Raw genomic sequence first — 18,648 nt, forward strand, 5'->3', positions numbered from 1 at the left:
TTAGTTTTCTCTTGATTCAAGTGTACGGTTAATCAACTTACTCGTTTGCCGCACTTCCCCTACCCCAGTTAAATAGGGAGTCAGGTGTCGTTCGACAAACTGCAACAAACGCGGATAACGGTAAGAAACCGAACCCGTGAGGTAGGGAACACCACTGTCAACTTGACGACGAATCGCTTCTGCTAACAGCGAAACCCCTCGCCCCCGCTTCTCAAATGCTTGTGCAATTGAAACAGTGGTGTAGCGAATTGTGTCAGGTGCCACCCGATGGGTTAACACCCAACCAATTACCTCCCCCCGATAGCGCAATCCCAAGCTATTTAGGGGTTCTAAGCGGTGTGCCTCGACATTAGGCGGCAGGGATAAACCGGCATCTAACCAAGGAAACACCTCAAAGGCTGGAGGTAGGGGATACTTGTTTAACCAAGGTGCTGGGGCAATTTTTTCTGTAGCGGTTTTGCCAAGCACCAAGTTAATTTGGGGTGGTTGCCAATGTAGCTTTTGCAGTAGCGGTTCTAAAGCGACATTGGTGAGTGTATTGGTGGAATAGCTGAGGATGATTTCAACACATCCCTGTTGGGCTAATTCTCGTTCTAAATAGGCGACTAACCTTCTGCCAATTCCTTGACAACGGTATTCGGGTAAGACGAATAGGGAGATAATTTCGGCTTGTTGGGGGTTTAAGCGTTCGCTGATGGCAAAGCCGACTATTGCACCGTCTAGGGAAGCGGAAAGCCCAATTAATTCGCCTTGGGGCGGTTGAGTTTGCCAGCGTTTTTGCAGGCTGGGATAGGTGAGGTGATTGTAGTCGAGGGCGTTGCTGCTGTTGAGGTGATACACCCGTTGGTAACGGATTTGCTCCCCTCTTGAAAAGGCTGCCTCACTACTAGTCTTTGGATTACCCCACCCTAACCCTCCCCTTATAAAGGGGAGGGAACTAGATTGTCCGATTTCCCCCCAATCTTCGGGGAGGGAATTAGATTTTCCGATTTCCCCCCAATCTTCGGGGGGATTAATGGGGGTAATTTGACTTGTGTTCGGATTACCCCTCCCTAACCCTCCCCTTATAAAGGGGAGGGAACTAGATTGTCTGATTTCCCCCCTTTCCAAGGGGAGGGAATTAGATTTTCCGGTCTCCCCCCTTTCCAAGGGGGGATTAAGGGGGGTAATTTGTTGTGTGGGTAAACCAGCCACGGGGGGGGCTGTACCTAAACTGGGACGGTGGGCGGTGGGTTTGGTGGTGACAATTCCGCCACTGTTGGGAAATGTTACTAGGCGCTGTATTTCGTCTTCTTGTAACCCAATTGCTTGGGGTTGGCGGACTCCTGGCAAAACTACAACATCAAATAGTTCTTCAATTACTCCCTGAAAATATAACCAGTGCAGGGGTGCCCCTGTTTGCAAATCAATTACCATCAAGCCACACTGGGGGTGATTTCCTTCGGCAATCAAACGTTTTTCCAGGGTTAATCCGGTAAAACTCTGGGAACGTAACTGAGATAGTCCCACAAAGGCGAAGTTTTGCCAAAAGGCTAATCCACGCACAAATCCAGGGCAGAAGATGATGGGATGGAATTGACGATCCTCGATGTAGCCTAATTCCCCTGTGCCGGAATTGAGTAACCATAATTTCCCCTGATACCAACGGGGAGAATGGGGCATGGATAAGCCTGTGGCAATAATTTCGTTTTGGTTAACGTCGATGACGACTCCGCCATCAAGGCGATGATTACGCCACCCGGCGGCTGTATCTGTGGTACTACAGGCGGTGACATAGCCCGGTTTGCCCTCTACCATCGCTAAACCATTGAGATGACAGCGGTCTTCGGCGACGAGTTTGGAGATGAAGGGCGGTTGCCAAATGGGGACAAAGTTGTAGTCTGGGCTGAGGGTGGCTAAACAACTAAAGTCGGTATTGACAAAAATAACTTTTCCTGCATTGTCTAAAACTACTTCATGGGCGTTGACATCGCCGGTGGTGTAGGCGGTGCGGGGGACATAAAGGCGATCTGCTTGCAGCTGCGTTTCGCTAAGGCATTGTCCGTACTTTTGGCTACTACCCAAAAGATTATCGAAATACCAGAGTTGGTAGCGGGTTGTCATGTAAAGGCGATCGCCTGCTGCATACAATCCCATCGGTTTGTCGAATAGTCTTTCGTGTACCAAGAGGCGATCGTTGGCTTGGCTACTAACGAAAAAAAGGCGGTTGGTTTGGTAGGTGGTGCAAGCAATACTCAGATTCTGCTGTGCTAGCCAGGAGTTAAACTCTTGGCTGGCGGTAATTTTTAAGGCTGGGGTGGAATTTGCTGATCTTGTCTGCATTATTTTCAAGGGGAGACGCTTTAGCGCAACGAGCGTCGCGTCAAGATTGCTGAATTCTGTATTCTGTATTCTTCTTCAATTCTGGATTTAAAGGTTCTTCTTAAGGGCTATCAATGCCTATGAAATCTTGGATTTTTCCGGCTATGGCTAGTGCATATAATCCTGAAAAATGTACAAAGCAGACTGGATAATCAAGATACAATTATCCAATTCTATGAAGTCTACATAAGACTAAATCAGATAATTTGTGATGCTCCCTAATTAAGAGTTTTTTATTATTCACTGCCTATCTAAAACATCAATCTACAGCATATCATCAGGCTAGTCAACACTTTGTAAAAACTACTTTTCTTACTTTTCTTACTTTTTTCAAACTGTAGACTAAATTATCAAGTAAACATTTAGTAGTGCAATAAAATACAACTAGTTGAATATTGACTTAATTAAGTGTTTATTAAAATTTAAAGAAATAAAAATATTGTCTACGGAAATGGATAATTTTTCTGATTAAAGTGTTTAATATCGAGTAAAACTTGAAGAGAAATGCAGAATTCAGAATTCAGAATTCAGAATTAATATACCCAACTGAATCCTGACGCCTTTACAGCGCTTCCGGCTATTATGCAATACAGTTTTTCTCCTTGCCCTCTCCTTTCAAAGCTTTCAGATTTGGGGATGTACCTCATAGCTGCCGTAAGTGCTGTATTCTTTGTTGTTAAAATCAAATAAAAAGCGAATTTTTATACTTGATTCACTTATCATATGATGTCCGCCTAATTACCCATAATAAAAATTTCTCCGCGTCCCCGTGTCTCCGTGTCCCCGCGTCAGTCCTAACTATGGGTCTTTAACCGGACATGATATCAGTTCTCCGTTGCTAACCAAGCACGCAAGACCTCTGCAACTGTCCACGCTTGGGCAATACATCCTCGTGGAGTCATCGGGGCATCGCCATCAAAAATTTCGCTGAGACTGCCAATACCGTGCGCTGTAAGATGATTAGCCATTGGTTGCAAAAATTGACGCGCCTGCTTAGGATTTTTGTAGACGCGCAGGTGTCCCAGAACAAAGGACCCCAACAACCAACCCCAGACTGTTCCCTGGTGGTAAGCTCCATCACGTTGATACTGATTACCACCGTATTTACCCTGATATTGGGGATGATTGGGGGCAAGCGATCGCAATCCATGCGAAGTTAGTAGCATCTGCCCACAAACGTCTACCACTGCTTTTTGTTGGGCTGGGGTCAGCGGACTTTCAGGTAAGGAAACGGCAAAAATCTGGTTGGGACGCGCAGATGCGTCATCTCCATCCGGAGTATCCAGCACATCGTAGCAATAGCCTGTTTCCTGATTCCAAAAGCGAGAAAATCTGATTTGGGCGCGGTCAGCGATCGCCTGATACTCTTGGTGGGGCTTGCCAATCAGACGGGCAAATTTTGCCATTGTCCGCAGAGCGTTATACCACAGGGCATTGACTTCAATCGGTTTACCAATGCGAGGCGTTACTACCCAATCTCCGACTTTCGCATCCATCCAAGTCAGTTGCACACCTTTTTCTCCTGCATACAGTAAACCATCGGTGGCATCAAGGCGGATGTTGTAGCGTGTGCCGCGACAGTGCCAGTTGATGATGTCTGCCAGCACAGGGAACAGTTCCATCAGCAAATCATTATCCTCTGTGGCATTGTAATAAGCTCGAATGGCTTCAAAATACCAGAGAGTTGCATCGACGGTGTTGTATTCTGGCGTCTCACCCGCATCGGGGAAACGATTGGGCAACATTCCCTGGTCTACATGCCTAGCAAAGGTGCGAAGAATCGAGCGTGCGACCTCTGGGCGACCGGTGGCGAGGGTCAAACCAGGTAGGCTAATCATAGTATCACGTCCCCAGTCACTAAACCAGGGATAACCAGCGATGATAGTTTTGCCATAGGGGTCTTCTGGCACGGAGCGATCGACGATAAACTGGTCAGCAGCCAAAACTAAATGATTCACCCAAGCCGGAGAATCAGCAGCATTCAGGGGTCGGTTAGATTTCCAGAGTCCGATTAACTTCTGCTCAAGACTGTGACGGTATTTGAGTGCTGCTTCGCCATTCAACTCTGGTTGCTTATGAGTGCTGGCAACAAATGTAACGGATTCTCCTAAATTGAGCGTAACTTCAAAGGTAGCGGCGTGGAGATGGTCTTCTTTGTCGCTCAATCCCCGATAGCGTTCAACTGCTAGGTCAAAGTTGTAGTACCAATTGTGGACGGGGGAGGCGGTGGCGTGGTCAGTTAACAGATATATTGGTACAGCGTCAGGATCAGCAGTTACACAAATTCCCTGTTCCACCTGCTGAATAGACATCTGCCAATCATTGTTATTATGGGTGTCGCTGTGATAATCGCGGTAGTTGACGATCGCCTTAAGTGTCAACTTCAGCGGTTGGGTGGCACGACGCAGAACATATTGGACATAAGTTGTATTAGCTCCCTGTTGCATCCAGATTCGTTTTTCTAACAACGCATCAGCAACAGCAAAACGCCATAGAGGAACTGTACCTTCCAGAGAAAAACGTTCAATATGTTCATAGCCGTGGGGACTGACGGTACCATCTGCCCAACGATTGCTGTGTAGAGAATAAGAGCGATCGCCATACAATACCGTTTCATCTAGTTTTGTCAACAGTAAGGTGCGACCTAGAGGCGGTTGCAATGCTGCTACTAGTAACCCGTGATAGCGGCGGGTCAATAAACCTGCCACTGTTCCAGAGGCATAACCACCAATGCCATTAGTAACCAACCATTCCCGTGACTCTGCTATGTCAAGATGACCGCAGATTTCCCGCCCAAATTCAATAGACATAACTCAACACTCTTGCTGGCGATCGATATTTGGATTATCAGTTATCAATCACATAGTGTGGTGAGATGGACATTAAGAATTATTGACCGCGCCAATTTTAGATTTTTCGGGTAGCACAGCTGTGCTACCTTACGTTCACGAAGCGTCCCGCAGCGATGGGATATTTTTTAATTGCAAGTCCCTAATTCAATTTTATTACACAAACAACTGATGGCGTTGCCGTAAGAGGTAATAGTCATCGCTGAATTTGGTTGTTAAACTTTAAAGTATCTATAAAAAGGAGTCAGAATTCAGAATTCAGAATTCAGAATACTCTACCCATAAAGGGATAGAGTTTTGACTTTTGAAAAAATTTAATACTAGTTTCGCGCCAGAAGGGGGCGAGGTTTTAAACCAATATTCATTACCCAGTCGTACAGAATTCATACTGAATTCTGATTCCTGAGTTCTGAATTCTGTTCTATAAAAGCACAATTAAGTATTTAAGATAGTTATCCTACGGTTGTTGGGTGCTAAAGTTGGAATTAATGAATGAACAAGTGAAAGCGATACGAGTTGCTTGGTGCAGTCCAACTGATTTGCCCCAACCAAAAGATTTTTCCCTCAATTTTGAGTGGATTCGAGTTGATACTCCAGCATTATTTGAGAAAGGTTTTGATGTTGTTGTACTCGATATCAGGACTTTTGAGAACCTGGAGGAAGTGAAGTATATATATACAACTATTGGTTTACCAACAGTAGTTTTGATAGACACCATTGAGCAAGAATCTACTGCCCTTTGTTGGTTGGAAGCAGGAGATGAAACTTGTAAACGTGATGCAATTGATTGGCAAATAGGTTTGCGTTTGCAGCGGACTTTGTGGCATACCAAGCAAAAGCATTCATTGAATCTTGATAAATTAACGGGGATTGCTAATTTTCGCAAATTTAATGATCATGCGATCGAGCTTTTGACATCGAAGGAGGATAGTGAGCCTGTATGTTTGATTTACCTGGATATTGACGGTTTCAAGTTTATCAATGATAGTCATGGTCATATTGCGGGAGATCAGATATTGCAGGAGGTTGGGCAGATTCTGCAAAAGTATTCACTAGGAGCAGGCATCGTCGCTCGGACAGGGGGTGATAAATTCGCTATTTGTATGCGTGGCAATGCTGAGCAGGGGAAAGCCTTTGCAGAATTTCTCAGGACTCAGATCGAGACTCATGAATTCAAACTTGATGAAATGTCTTGTGTTAATCTCACAGCTTCCTTGGGAGTGGTTCCGATGACAGGACATTCATCTGTTGAGCAACTATGGCAGGAAATCAATCAATGTATCTATGCTGCCAAGCAGAAAGGACGCAACCAAGTTGTAACCACTGAGGAATTTGATGCTATTGCAGATGCTTCTGGACAAGACAAGCTAATCACTGATTTTGAGCATCGAATTCGCGTCACTGCTGAACGGATGATTACTGAGATGGTACTTAAGGCCAGTCGTCTAGCCAAGAAATACAGAGCAGAAGCCGAACACGATGGTTTGACTGAGATTTTCAATCGCCGCTTTCTCGACAGATTACTACTGCGCGAAATAGAAAAGTTTCACAAATATCAGCAACCATTAACACTGGTACTCCTGGATTTGGATCATTTCGGTGAAGTCAATCGAACCTACGGCTTTCCGACTGGGGATCAAGCTCTCAGAACTGCTGCACAAGTATTTCAAAGTAACATCAGAGCAGTAGATTGGGTTACACGCTATGGTGGAGAGGAATTCTGTATTGTCATGTCCGACACTAACCTGAACATGGGATGTCAGATAGCTGAACGAATTCGCCTAGTTCTGAGCGAGGAAATCCTCACAGCTTACAACGGTCAGCGGTTTCAAATCACTGCTAGCATCGGAGTTGTGGAATTCATGCCAGAAGATAGTCCTGTGTCTTTGTTGCAGCGTGCCAGCGACAAAGTTCGAGAAGCAAAGAAAAACGGGCGCAATCAAACCCGCTTCTGATGAATAGAATCTGGTAGTCTATAGTCAAATTTTTGAAAGTTTCACTCTAGGCTTACTGTGGCTGGATTGCTGTTTATAAGAAGAATTCAGAACTCAGGAGCGGAGCCGGAGACGCTCTGCGGCTTGGCGTCAGAATTCAGTATGAATTCTCTACGACTGGGTGATAGCGACGCGCTTTCTCGTGTCCACGATAGCTAGCTCCCGCCGAGTATTTTCGAGTCGCGTCTGAATATTGGTTAAATATTCTCGCCTTAATACTCTACCCATAAAGGGATAGAGTATTCACAATTGGTGAATTCTGTATTCTGACTCCTCTTTTATTAGCGATCGCATATTGCAACCCCAACTCTAGCAGCTTGGATAGCAACTGCGTCTCGATTGTCAATTGTAGATGTTGGCATGATGAGGAGTTTGCCCTGTAGTTCGAGTTCTTCGTTAGGCTTGTTCATATAACTTTCTTTCTGTGCGAGTAGCTGGACGATTTATTAGTTAAGGAATGGAGTGCGATCGCCTTTAATCTGACAGTGTAATCACTGAGGCAAGTATTTTCATCAGTAATTTAAGCTGTACGTGCTTTAGCTAAACTTTTCCATATATAATTATGTCCTCTGAACAGTTCCAAGCAGCGCACGAAAGCATCTACCACATTGGCACACGTTTGTTAGAGTACCTTCAGGAACTTCGCCAAGATCGTCTCAGTGAAGGAGACGATACCAAAAGTTTGCAGAGTGTCGAGGATAATATCAACAAAGCTCTACAGGCATTGAAAGATCAAAAGTATCAGGTCGCTGTAATTGCAGCTATGAAAGCTGGCAAGAGTACTTTTTTGAATGCTGTGATTGGCGCTGATGTTTTGGCAAGTGAAGCAGAAGCGTGTACAATCTGCCGTACTGATATCCGACCAATTTACACTATAGCTACACCAAGATTGTTAGAGTATCGGCAGGGGCAAAAGGAACCTGTTATTATTGCTGAGGGTAATGCTAGTTTAATTAGGCAAAAATTTTTAGATCGTACCCACAAGCTTCGAGCTACAGCTAATCAAGACAATACCACCCGCTTTGAACTACAGCATCCTATAGAGGCGATCAGCAAACTTTCATCATTGGCTGGTTTTACGTTGGTTGACACTCCAGGTCCCAACGAGTGGGAATCAGCAGGCTTCAGTACAGTTGCACTTAAGCAAACAGCCTTAGAAGCGCTGCGAACATGTGATGCTATTTTGTTCGTTTTAGATTACTCATCTTTTAAGGACAATACTAATTCAGAGTTGCTTCAAGATTTAATAGAACAGCGTGGAGAATTTCTTGCAAAGAACACTGGGAAAATCTACTTCATTCTCAACAAGGTTGATAGAAAAGCGGAAGGAGATCGAGCTATTGATGATGTAATAGCAGATTTGAAACGGGCTTTGATAGGATTTGGCATTACAGATCCCGTAATTTACCCTACGAGTGCTTGGCAAGGACTTTTAGCTAAATTAATCCAGCAAGGTACAGAGCAATTATAGAAGAGTTTAGTGAGGGTATACTGGAATTCTTTCCGGCTTTAAGAGGTTTAAGTAAAATATTGAGAGTAAGTGTTAAAGTTGGAGAATCATTACTTAGTTCTCTGTCAAAAACTTTTCCTGAATATTTGAATAACCAAGATTCTTATGTGGAAATAGAGAAAACCAAAATTGCCGATCCATACAAAATTAGAGTTAAATCTAAAAAAGATGCTGAAACTATTAAACTAACAATTAATCAATTTTGCGCTCCGCATATTCAAAATCTGTGGTTAGAAACGCAAGATAGATTAGTTAGAGATGGTGCAAGGTTTCGAGAAGAACTAGTGCAAAAAATACAAATTAATATTCAAGCAATCTCAAATGAGTTATCTGATTATCTTGGAAAAACCTTAGAAGTCGAACTGAACATTAATACAATTCAATTTCCAAAATTTAAGTTTAAAGGTATTGATGCAGTAATTCAACATCAACAAGATGTCATTATTGGAAAAACCCCAGAAAAGAGGAGTGGTAGTTGTTGTCAACCTGATTATTATGTTGATGTGCCCATTAGAGGAGACGTTTATGACATTGACTTAAAAGAAACAGCAAGGTTAATTCAGCAAAAGATAGATGAGCAAGTTTCGAGAAACCAACGTCTACTAGAACGAGTTATTGATAAACAGGTATCGAAAGACTTTAGAGAGGCAGAACAGCAAATTAATGAGTACATGAATAGGTTTCAAGAGCAGTTTGACCGTGTGTTGAGAGAACGGGAAACTAGAGAAACCGAAAAAGAGCAAATTCTTGCAACCGTTGAAGCTCAGAAAGCAAAGCTTAATGAATATTTGAGCGAATTTGCTCCTATTCAAGCATCTTTAAATACTTGGAAACCAGTATAAACTGTTATATAGGTAGTTAAAACAGACAGAAAAAGCCTCGCCTCATAAGCCCACGTGCGTGGGCTTTATTCGTACAGTCCCAAAATTGTATTCTCAGGGCTTCAACTTTCAGGTAAACTGGCAAAGGCCTCTTCAACTAACTCCTTTGCCTTAGCATCCAAACGCAGCCAATCCACTTCACCGAGTTCATCAATTAAACTAGTATCAATATTAGCCGCTTCTTTCTCTGATTTGTATTCAATAAAACACACTTGATAGCACAATTCCCACAAATCGATACTTGCTTGTTGCTGTTGACTGGAGTTTAGACTAAGCAACAAGAAACGACCCAGCAACGCTGAGTTGAAAAGAAACAGGCTTCAGAGATGAAAATCTAGGGTACTAAGCAGATTCTGGATGCTTTTTGCGAGGCTTAGTTGTAGTTTTTTTGACTATCGGATAGCGAATTCTACGTTGTCGTGGTTTTCCTGGTTTCCAGCCTGGAGACTTTCCGCGAGGTTTAGGCGAACGGGCAGGAGTACCAATCACCGCAAAAATACTCCCCATCGCTTGAGCAACTCTCCCAGGAGTCAAATTGTCTAATGATTTTTGCCAAGGTAAAGGGTTATCAGCAACGATATCACGAGCCAACCACAATTCCCAAGTCATCAGAGGCATGAGGTCACTCCAATGCTCAGATTGCTTGGGACTACTCAACTTAGGCAATGTCCAGTGCAAGCGTTGCTTCAAAAAACGATACCAGTGGTCAACAGTAAAACGTCGGAGGTAGAGTTGCCAAACTTGAGATAGTGGAAGCATTTCCTCTCCTACCCAAGCCAACCACAAAGGTTTTGATATACGTAGGTTGCCTTCTGCATCTAGACGCTCAACTCGAATCAGCGACATTGGGCGTGTCGCCGTTTGACGAAAGTGTAAATTTTTCCACAAGCTCACCTTCACCCGTCCCAGTTTAGGATGGTTGACTTCTATACTCTCATTGGCTTCACTCCATGTAGAAGGATCATTGAGTTTAAATTTATCACCATGTTTCCTGGGTCGCCCTTTACCAGAATATGGTGGTGGTGCGCCCCATAAACAAAGATTTGAACGCAAACGTACCAGAATGTCCGCTTTGATATTAGTCGTCTTCAACACAAAAGGGGCGCAGCCATACTCACTATCCCAAACTGTAATTGGTCTAGTTGGTAAATGTTCACACACTTGCTGTAATTGCCACGTTGCCTTTTGTATCGGATTTTCCCAACTGGTAATTCGCTCATGCCTCAACGGTAACGCCCAACTGCCAGAATCCTCTGGTATCCAAGCAATGGTACTATATCCCTGACCAACGGTAATTGGTTTGTTTCCGGTTATGGTAACACTGGTGTGTTCAATTGTCCTCTCAATAAGAGTTACCGCATCCGGGCGCGACCAGGCAGTGTGGTCGCCTGCCAACAACGGACGACCCTGTTGTGGCATCTGTTTGATGTATAACTGCATCAATTTTTGTCGCTGTGGTCTGCTATCTTGTAACGCTTCATAAATACTTGGCCACTTTCTTCTAAATACTGGCGATAGCGATAAATCTGCCAAACTGTAGGCATTCCGCGTCAGTAATATTGCATCCATCAGTTCAAAAGTTGCATCATGCGCTCTACCTAAATAGCTGTACGCTGCTTGACGAAATTCTTTTAGTAAGGCACTTTTCATATTGGCAGATGAGAATTAGTGGTTCAAATCTCATCTTCCACTGAAGGGCGTCTGTGTTAACCACAGACTGCCCTTCCCAAAATTTTATACCAACAACACATCTTTTATCGAGTTAACGATCGCTCTTCTTGATAGTCTCAACTCCAGAAGTTAAAATGTATACCAAAAAAACACGCACACTTTTTTAGCGATCGCCTGCTTTTAGTCTAAACTCCAGTGTTGACGCTGCAAAAGTAAATGATATCCTGGATGGGGCATGGGCAGACGAGCCAGAGTCTGTCTGATTTCATCTGCTTCTTCGGGCGTTGCAGTTTCCATTGCTTGCAACAGTTCAGTCACCAATGCCTTGATTTCATCAGTGGTGTTAGGCGGCCAAATCAAAACATCATGGTAAGTTCCCGTCCAAGAAGACTCATCAAGCTGTTTGCGGAGATTGTCGATAACGCGAATGAAAGCAGGTTGCATGAGGATTTCAGCCTGCTGCCATGCAACTGAGTTTGTTATTTTAGGTGGCATTGGTAGTAAACAGGGGCACTAAAAGAGAAATAAACAGTCTTCGTTTATTAAAAAGCTGCGTTTTTAATCTAAATCTTTTCTCAAGATAGCGGATTTCATTGAAGAAAATTTGGAGATATTTATTACTAGCGGAAAAATTAGGTGATAACTCTGGGGAGGGAATATGATAGGCAAGTTACTAGACCATCGTTACCAAATAATTCGAGTCCTGGCGACAGGAGGATTTGGTCAAACCTATATTGCGGAAGATACTAGGCGGCCAGGTAACCCTATTTGCGTTGTCAAGCACCTCAAACCCGGAACTGACCCCAGAGTTTTTGCTACAGCTAAGCGTCTGTTCAACAGCGAAGCCGAAACCTTAGAAAAACTGGGTCACCATGACCAGATACCCAGGCTACTGGCTTATTTTGACGAAAACCAAGAATTCTATTTAGTACAAGAATATATTGAAGGGCATACCCTCGCTGAGGAACTTTTACCTGGTAAGCGCTGGAGTGAAAGCCAAGTAATTCAACTGTTGCAGGAAGTTCTGGAGATTCTAGAATTTGTCCATCGCCAAGGCGTGATTCACCGCGACATTAAACCAGATAATATCATTCGTCGCGCCTCAGATAATAAATTCGTTTTAGTAGATTTTGGGGCAGTAAAGCAACTGCGTACCCAAATGGTAACAGCTGGCGGGCAACCTTCTGCCACAGTGGTTATTGGCACTCCTGGCTATATGCCCACAGAACAAGGGCAAGGTAAACCCCGTCCCAACAGCGATATTTATTCCCTTGGAATCATTGCCATTCAAGCATTAACAGGATTACCGGCAACAGAATTGCAAGAAGACCCAGAAACTGGGGAAATCATCTGGCGTCATTCAGTAACTGTGAACCATCACCTAGCAGCAGTATTGACTAAGATGGTGCGCTATCACTTCAAAGACCGCTACCAAAGCGCCACAGAAGCACTGCAAGCATGTAAAGACGCGATTAATCCTGTAGCTGCACTTTCCGAACTTCAAGAATCTGCAAAAAATTCCAGCTACCAAGGAACTAAATCCCGATCCCAAGCAGTATCTCGCCAGCAAACTCTTGCAGTTGCACCACCAAATCGTGTCCCACCTAAACCTGTGCGTCAGAATTCTAGCAAATCCGACCCATGGCCAATATTAATTGGCATATTGTTGGCGGGTGGTGCTGCTGCTTTAGTAGCAAATGTATATCCAAATTTGAAAAATTTAGCTGCTAACTTTACAGGTAATGATACTGCTTTAGCAAATAAATGCTCAGCTGTTGTCGTAGGAAATTCTAATGTTCGTTCTGAACCAAGTTCGATCAATTCTAGTAATATTGTGCAAACTGTTGGTAATAATACCAACTTCGAGGTGACTGGCAAGCAAACAAAACGAGGTTGGGTAGAAGTTAAACTCAAATCTGGACGTTTGGCTTGGGCACACTCGGATGTGATAGCCAATAAAGGAGAATGGGCTTCTTGTCTGCGGGAAAAGGGCATTGCAACTAAGACGATAGATGATAGTACCTTAATTACTACTCGACCAATTCCCCAGGCAAAACCAAAATCTAAGGATGTAGTAACTTCATCACCAGAAAAATCAAAAACGTCAACTGTCGGTAGTGAAAAATCAGAACAATCCCAGCCTAGTGATAATAGTGCCAAGGTTTTAGAACAAGCACAAAAAAAGTATGAATCAGGAGATATAGTTGGAGCGATCGCACTTTTAAAATCGATTCCGGCAAATGCTGCCTCTGATATCCAAGAAACGCGCAAAGTCATCGCCCAGTGGCAAGAAGATTGGGCTAAAGCCGAGGCATTATCTAATGAGATCAACAAAGCAATAGATGATGGAAAATGGGAGAAAGTTTTAGATTATAAAAACCATCCCGAAAAGTTGCCCAATACTCAATATTGGCGAAAGAAAATAGAACCATTATTTCAACAAGCCGCTGAAAATATAGCCAAACAAGTACTACCGAAATTAGACAATCAAGGTAATCAGAAGAATCCCACAAAAGAAGTTTCTAATACTAAACAACCTGGCACCACAGAGAGTCCTGATACCACAGAAACTCCTAAAGGTAGTTTGTAATATCAAAGTTGCTTTACCAAGTTGTTTACAGTAATTTTCAGGTAATTAAAACATACAGTAGGGTAGCACAGCTGTGCTACCCTACACATACATCTGCTATTTATGGGTTCTTCTCTGGAAACTTATACTTAACCTCAATTTCAAAATTACTCTCCGCCGAACCTTCAGTCAAAAACGGAATGCCAGTTTTACCACCCAGCTTAATGCCAAACTTAACTGTTACCTCCTCAGCGTCAGGTAAATTCTTGAATGCACCAACAGCTAACTTGGCATAATTACGAATCTTGCCCTGAAATTCCTGAATGTTCAGCGTGGGTAAACCATCACGATATCCCGTTTCCTCTTCTTTTGGAACTTCAGGGGCGGTATTGGATTCTACGTAGATTTCGTACTCTAGATCGTCTTCTTTGATAATTAAACGTTGTACTTCTGACACAATAGCCTCACTTAATTTTTAAGTTATTCTTAGTAAATTCATGTAAAAACGGATGCCAAGTTATATTATATGGCTAGATATGCGCTGGTGTTGGGAATTGCTAAGTATGACAATTTCAACAACCTACCAAAGGCTGTCAATGATGCACAACAAATCGCCAAACTGCTGCGCGAACAAGGTCGGTTTGATGTTCAGCCTTTACCTGGCAAGTTAATCGAGAGTGAGAATCGCTGGGAGATTACACCAGATAAAAAGTTAACTGGTAAGGAACTGGGACAAGCACTGAGAATATTTTTGTTAGAAAAGGCCAAAGGTGCGGAAGCATTAATTTATTTTGCTGGGCATGGATTTGAAGCACCAAGCCTGACAGGTGAAGCGAAAGGGTATTTGGCAACATCGGATTGTAACAAAATCGATGGACAAAATGCGATCGCCTTTGATGACCTCAACACTTTAATCGGGAAATCTCAACTCAGCAGCTTGGTGGTATTGCTGGACTGCTGCTATGCTGGGTCTTTATTAGAGAGGAGTTTTATCAAATCTGGTTTCTCCGTTTTCAACAGCAAACAAGACTACAGCTTAATTACAGCCTCTCGTGCCTTGGAAAGGGCGCGTGAAGATGCCGAAGGTGGAATTTTCACCAAAGCAATTCTCAAAGGACTTGCTGAAGATAAAGCTGATGAAGCTACCGGGGAAATTAATGTCAATGACTTGATGAGCTTCGTTTCACGGGAACTCAAGCAAAGCGGACAAGAACCGATTTACATGGGCGGTGGTAGGTCAATTCCTTTGGTTTGGTATCCACCCAAGAATTTAGTAGTTATTACAGAAGTGCTGGAAGAATGTCCCTATCGGGGCTTAGAAGCTTTTGACAAGCAACACGCAAAATTCTTTTTTGGTCGTCAAAAAGTAGTTAATGATATTCAACAGAAACTCGACTTGGCTAAATTTGTCCCCATCATTGGCGCGTCGGGCAGTGGTAAATCTTCAGTAGTCCGGGCGGGTTTAATTCCCCAATTAGATAATAATGAGTGGCAGGTCTTAGAACCAATCAAGCCAGGATTTAAGCCTTTAAGAAAATTGAGCGGAGCTTTTGAACAATTTTTTCAGGGGTTTGAAAAAGAGGAGCAGCTTGAGAATTTGATTTACACTGAGCCGAATAGTTTACCTGCAATTCTGGAAAATCTCCCTGGTTCGGCAAAATTCTTGCTGGTGGTGGATCAGTTTGAGGAAGTATTTACTGGCGGTGCTAGTCAGCAAGAAAAGCAGAGATTTATTGACTTATTGACTCAGGTAGTAGAGATTACCAATTCGCGGTTAGCAGTTGTGATTACCATGCGAGCAGATTTTCTTGAACCCTGTTTGCAATATCCCTCCTTGACTGAGCTGATTCAAACCCAGGCAGTTTTTATGCCGCCTTTAACCGGAGTTGATTTAAAGGACACGATCGCCGAACCAGCCAAACTTCAAGGTCATAGTGTTGAAGAACGGCTAGTACTGAAGATTTTAGAAGATGTGAAACAAGAACCAGGGTTTTTGCCTCTGTTGGAGTTTGCTTTAACTAAACTCTGGGAGAAACGCGATCGCAACAAACATCAACTCACTTTAGAAGAATATGAAAAGTTGGGAGGATTAACAGGGGCGTTGAATCTCCATGCAGAAAAAGTTTATCACTACCAAGATTACCAGAAGGAATCCCCAACCCCAGAACGCAGTCAGCAGGAAAAAGAATGGATTGGGCGAATTTTTCTGCGGTTAGTGCGAACGGGAGAGGGAGAAAAAGACACTCGCCAGCGCCAAGCAAAAGCCACACTATTAAATATTGCAGGTGATGACTCAAAGCAACGGCAACAACTCAGTAAGTTGCTAGATGGTGAAGCGGGGTTAGTTAAGGGACGCTTGTTGGTTACAGGGAAAGATGAGAAGGGAGAAGCCTGGATTGATTTAGCCCATGAAGCTTTAATTGAAGGTTGGCAGCAGTTCGCCCAGTGGCGACAAAAAGATCGAGATTTGCGGCGATTGAGCGATCGCTTGGAAGATACTCGGCGGGAATGGTTGAACAAAAGGCAGGATGACAAATATTTGATGCAAGGGGGATTGCTGGCAGAAGTGAGGGATAGCTGGCAACAATTGCAGACCCATTTACAATCACCCCAGGAAGATGAAGATTTTTACAAACGCAGTGATGCTTATGAAAAAGACCGCATTGCCGAACTAGAAAGAGCGCTTACTGAATCCCAACTGCGAGAAAAGGCGGCAAGGGTAGAGAATTTATTGACTGTCCAACCCCTAGATAGTCTAGTGCTGGCAATTCAAGCTATGGGTGAGAATCAAGAGAAATTACCCCAACAGATTCTCGCACCAGTTCAGAATAGTTTGAATCAGGTAATGAATAAAGTAAAAGTCTCCATTCCCTTCCGTGGTCATGAGGGTGATGTCTGGTCTGTCGCCATAAGCACAGATGGGCAGACTATTGCCAGTGGCGGTAATGACGGCACAGTGAGGTTGTGGAACCTGCAAGGTCATCCCCTAGCTGAACCCTTCCGTGGTCATAAAGATTATGTCAGATCTGTCGCCATAAGCACAGATGGACGGACTATTGTCAGTGGCGGTAATGACGGCACAGTGAGGTTGTGGAACCTGCAAGGTCATCCCTTAGCTGAACCCTTCTGTGGTCATGAGGGTGATGTCTGGTCTGTCGCCATTAGCAAAGATGGGCAGACTATTGTCAGTGGCGGACGTGACGGCACAGTGAGGTTGTGGAACCTGCAAGGTCATCCCCTGGCTGAACCCTTCCGTGGTCATGAGAATTATGTCATGTCTGTCGCTATTAGCACAGATGGGCAGACTATTGTCAGTGGTGGTAGTGACGACACAGTGAGGTTGTGGAACCTGCAAGGTCATCCCCTGGCTGAACCCCTCCTTGCTCACGCAGGTGGTGTCAATTCTGTCGCCATTAGCACAGATGGGCAAACTATTGTCAGTGGCGGTAATGACCGCACAGTCCGCTTATGGAACCTGCAAGGTCATCCTCTGACTGAACCCTTCCGTGGTCATGAGGATTATGTCAGATCTGTCGCCATAAGCACAGATGGGCAGACTATTGTCAGTGGCGGTCGTGACGGCACAATGCGGTTGTGGAACCTGCAAGGTCATCCTCTGACTGAACCTTTGGGTGGTCATGAGAATTATGTCAGGTCTGTCGCCATTAGCACAGATGGGCAGACTATTGTCAGTGGTGATGGTGACGGTACTGTGTGGTTGTGGAACCTGCAAGGTCATCCTCTGACTGAACCCCTCCTTGCTCACGCAGGTGGTGTCAATTCTGTCGCCATTAGCACAGATGGGCAGACTATTGTCAGTGGCGGTAATGACAGCACAGTCCGCTTATGGAACCTGCAAGGTCATCCTCTGACTGAACCCTTCCGTGGTCATGAAAATTATATCAATTCTGTCGCCATAAGCACAGATGGGCAGACTATTGTCAGTGGCTGTAAGTACAATACAGTGCGGTTGTGGAATCTACAAGGTCATCCCCTAGCTGAACCCTTCCGTGGTCATCGATGTGGTGTCAATTCTGTTGCCATTAGCACAGATGGGCAGACTATTGTCAGTGGCGATGGTGACGGCACAGTGCGTTTGTGGAACCTGCAAGGTCATCTCCTAGCTAAACCCTTCAATGCTCATGGGAGTGATGTCAATTCTGTCGCTATTAGCACAGATGGGCAGACTATTGTCAGTGGCGGTAATTACGGCACAGTGCGGTTGTGGAACCTACAAGGTGATCCCCTAGCTGAACCCTTCCGTAGTTATGAGGATTATGTCAGATCTGTCGCCATTAGCACAGATGGGCAGACTATTGTCAGTGGCGGTCATGACGGCACAGTGCGGTTGTGGAACCTGCAAGGTCATCCCCTAGCTGAACCCTTTCGTGGTCATAAGGGTGATGTCAATTCTGTCGCTATTAGCACAGATGGGCAGACTATTGTCAGTGGTGGTCATGACGGCACAGTGCGGTTGTGGAACCTGCAAGGTCATCTCCTGGCTGAACCCTTCCCTGCTCATAAGGGTAATGTCAGATCTGTCGCCATTAGCACAGATGGGCAGACTATTGTCAGTGGCGGTGATGACGGCACGGTGCGGTTGTGGCGGGGTGGTTGGCCTGCATGGTTGCAAGTCTGTTGCAACAGGTTGCGTTACCATCCCATCTTCACCAATCCGCAAACAGAGGAGGCAAAAGCCGCTTGCGAAGTCTGCCAAAAATATGTTTGGAGTAAAGAAGCAGATAAAAGCGGGGATTAATCAGAAGAAAACAGGAGAAATAAACCTCTAATCTCCAATGTTGAGGCTCAGAAC

Annotated in this window: 10 protein-coding genes and 2 pseudogenes; 5 read left to right on the plus strand and 7 right to left on the minus strand. The window is 44.3% G+C overall.

Features of this window, described 5'->3' with window-relative positions; translation table 11 throughout:
• Together IQ276_RS05820 and IQ276_RS05825 are read right to left on the minus strand one after the other, a co-directional pair.
• Window positions 1-2,322 (minus strand): TIGR03032 family protein, encoded by a 2,322-nt coding sequence (locus IQ276_RS05820; protein ID WP_235115470.1) that lies wholly within the window; start codon window positions 2,320-2,322, stop codon window positions 1-3.
• Between the two features lie 863 nt (window positions 2,323-3,185).
• The gene (locus tag IQ276_RS05825; protein ID WP_193919832.1) at window positions 3,186-5,171 is read right to left on the minus strand and encodes an amylo-alpha-1,6-glucosidase; all 1,986 of its coding nucleotides are present in this window, start codon (window positions 5,169-5,171) and stop codon (window positions 3,186-3,188) included.
• Window positions 5,172-5,698: 527 nt separating this feature from the next.
• On the opposite strand from IQ276_RS05825, the gene IQ276_RS05830 reads away from it, so the two are divergent.
• Window positions 5,699-7,165, plus strand: a complete 1,467-nt coding sequence (locus IQ276_RS05830; RefSeq protein WP_193919834.1) for a diguanylate cyclase — start codon at window positions 5,699-5,701, stop codon at window positions 7,163-7,165.
• A gap of 320 nt (window positions 7,166-7,485) precedes the next feature.
• Here the strand turns inward: IQ276_RS05830 and IQ276_RS40075 are convergent, their stop codons facing one another.
• Window positions 7,486-7,614, minus strand: a complete 129-nt coding sequence (locus IQ276_RS40075) for a hypothetical protein (RefSeq protein ID WP_255264306.1) — start codon at window positions 7,612-7,614, stop codon at window positions 7,486-7,488.
• Between the two features lie 152 nt (window positions 7,615-7,766).
• Here IQ276_RS40075 and IQ276_RS05835 point away from each other — a divergent pair, with 152 nt between their 5' ends.
• On the plus strand, window positions 7,767-8,675 hold the full coding sequence (locus IQ276_RS05835; RefSeq protein WP_193919836.1) for a dynamin family protein: 909 nt from the start codon (window positions 7,767-7,769) through the stop codon (window positions 8,673-8,675).
• 59 nt (window positions 8,676-8,734) lie between these two features.
• Window positions 8,735-9,556, plus strand: a complete 822-nt coding sequence (locus IQ276_RS05840; RefSeq protein ID WP_193919838.1) for a hypothetical protein — start codon at window positions 8,735-8,737, stop codon at window positions 9,554-9,556.
• Window positions 9,557-9,657: 101 nt separating this feature from the next.
• Here IQ276_RS05840 and IQ276_RS05845 read toward each other — a convergent pair.
• From IQ276_RS05845 to IQ276_RS05855, 3 genes and pseudogenes are all read right to left on the minus strand, one after another.
• A pseudogene (locus IQ276_RS05845) lies at window positions 9,658-9,852 on the minus strand (hypothetical protein); the annotation flags it as partial.
• Between the two features lie 85 nt (window positions 9,853-9,937).
• Window positions 9,938-11,245: an NF041680 family putative transposase gene (locus IQ276_RS05850; RefSeq protein WP_235115471.1), complete on the minus strand. Its 1,308-nt coding sequence runs from the start codon at window positions 11,243-11,245 to the stop codon at window positions 9,938-9,940.
• Window positions 11,246-11,464: 219 nt separating this feature from the next.
• Window positions 11,465-11,761 (minus strand): annotated as a pseudogene (locus IQ276_RS05855) (hypothetical protein); the annotation flags it as partial.
• A 163-nt stretch (window positions 11,762-11,924) separates the two neighbouring features.
• On the opposite strand from IQ276_RS05855, the gene IQ276_RS05860 reads away from it, so the two are divergent.
• A complete protein-coding gene (locus tag IQ276_RS05860; protein ID WP_193914382.1) occupies window positions 11,925-13,856 on the plus strand; it encodes a protein kinase domain-containing protein in 1,932 nt (643 codons plus the stop codon).
• A gap of 100 nt (window positions 13,857-13,956) precedes the next feature.
• On the opposite strand, the gene IQ276_RS05865 is transcribed toward IQ276_RS05860, so the two are convergent.
• The gene (locus IQ276_RS05865) at window positions 13,957-14,292 is read right to left on the minus strand and encodes a CU044_2847 family protein (RefSeq protein WP_193914384.1); all 336 of its coding nucleotides are present in this window, start codon (window positions 14,290-14,292) and stop codon (window positions 13,957-13,959) included.
• A gap of 69 nt (window positions 14,293-14,361) precedes the next feature.
• Here IQ276_RS05865 and IQ276_RS05870 point away from each other — a divergent pair, with 69 nt between their 5' ends.
• Window positions 14,362-18,594: an nSTAND1 domain-containing NTPase gene (locus IQ276_RS05870; RefSeq protein ID WP_235115472.1), complete on the plus strand. Its 4,233-nt coding sequence runs from the start codon at window positions 14,362-14,364 to the stop codon at window positions 18,592-18,594.
• Window positions 18,595-18,648: the final 54 nt, after the last annotated feature.

The organism is Desmonostoc muscorum LEGE 12446 (assembly GCF_015207005.2).
GTDB classification, from domain to species: Bacteria; Cyanobacteriota; Cyanobacteriia; order Cyanobacteriales; family Nostocaceae; genus Nostoc; species Nostoc muscorum.

What these genes read in the sequence shown, in the direction of transcription:
- IQ276_RS05860 (WP_193914382.1), top strand. Translation starts at nt 11,925, where the DNA reads ATGATAGGCAAGTTACTAGACCATCGTTACCAAATAATTCGAGTCCTG.
- IQ276_RS05870 (WP_235115472.1), top strand. Translation starts at nt 14,362, where the DNA reads ATGGCTAGATATGCGCTGGTGTTGGGAATTGCTAAGTATGACAATTTC.
- IQ276_RS05835 (WP_193919836.1), top strand. Translation starts at nt 7,767, where the DNA reads ATGTCCTCTGAACAGTTCCAAGCAGCGCACGAAAGCATCTACCACATT.
- IQ276_RS40075 (WP_255264306.1), bottom strand. Translation starts at nt 7,614, where the DNA reads ATGAACAAGCCTAACGAAGAACTCGAACTACAGGGCAAACTCCTCATC.
- IQ276_RS05830 (WP_193919834.1), top strand. Translation starts at nt 5,699, where the DNA reads ATGAATGAACAAGTGAAAGCGATACGAGTTGCTTGGTGCAGTCCAACT.
- IQ276_RS05850 (WP_235115471.1), bottom strand. Translation starts at nt 11,245, where the DNA reads ATGAAAAGTGCCTTACTAAAAGAATTTCGTCAAGCAGCGTACAGCTAT.
- IQ276_RS05825 (WP_193919832.1), bottom strand. Translation starts at nt 5,171, where the DNA reads ATGTCTATTGAATTTGGGCGGGAAATCTGCGGTCATCTTGACATAGCA.
- IQ276_RS05820 (WP_235115470.1), bottom strand. Translation starts at nt 2,322, where the DNA reads ATGCAGACAAGATCAGCAAATTCCACCCCAGCCTTAAAAATTACCGCC.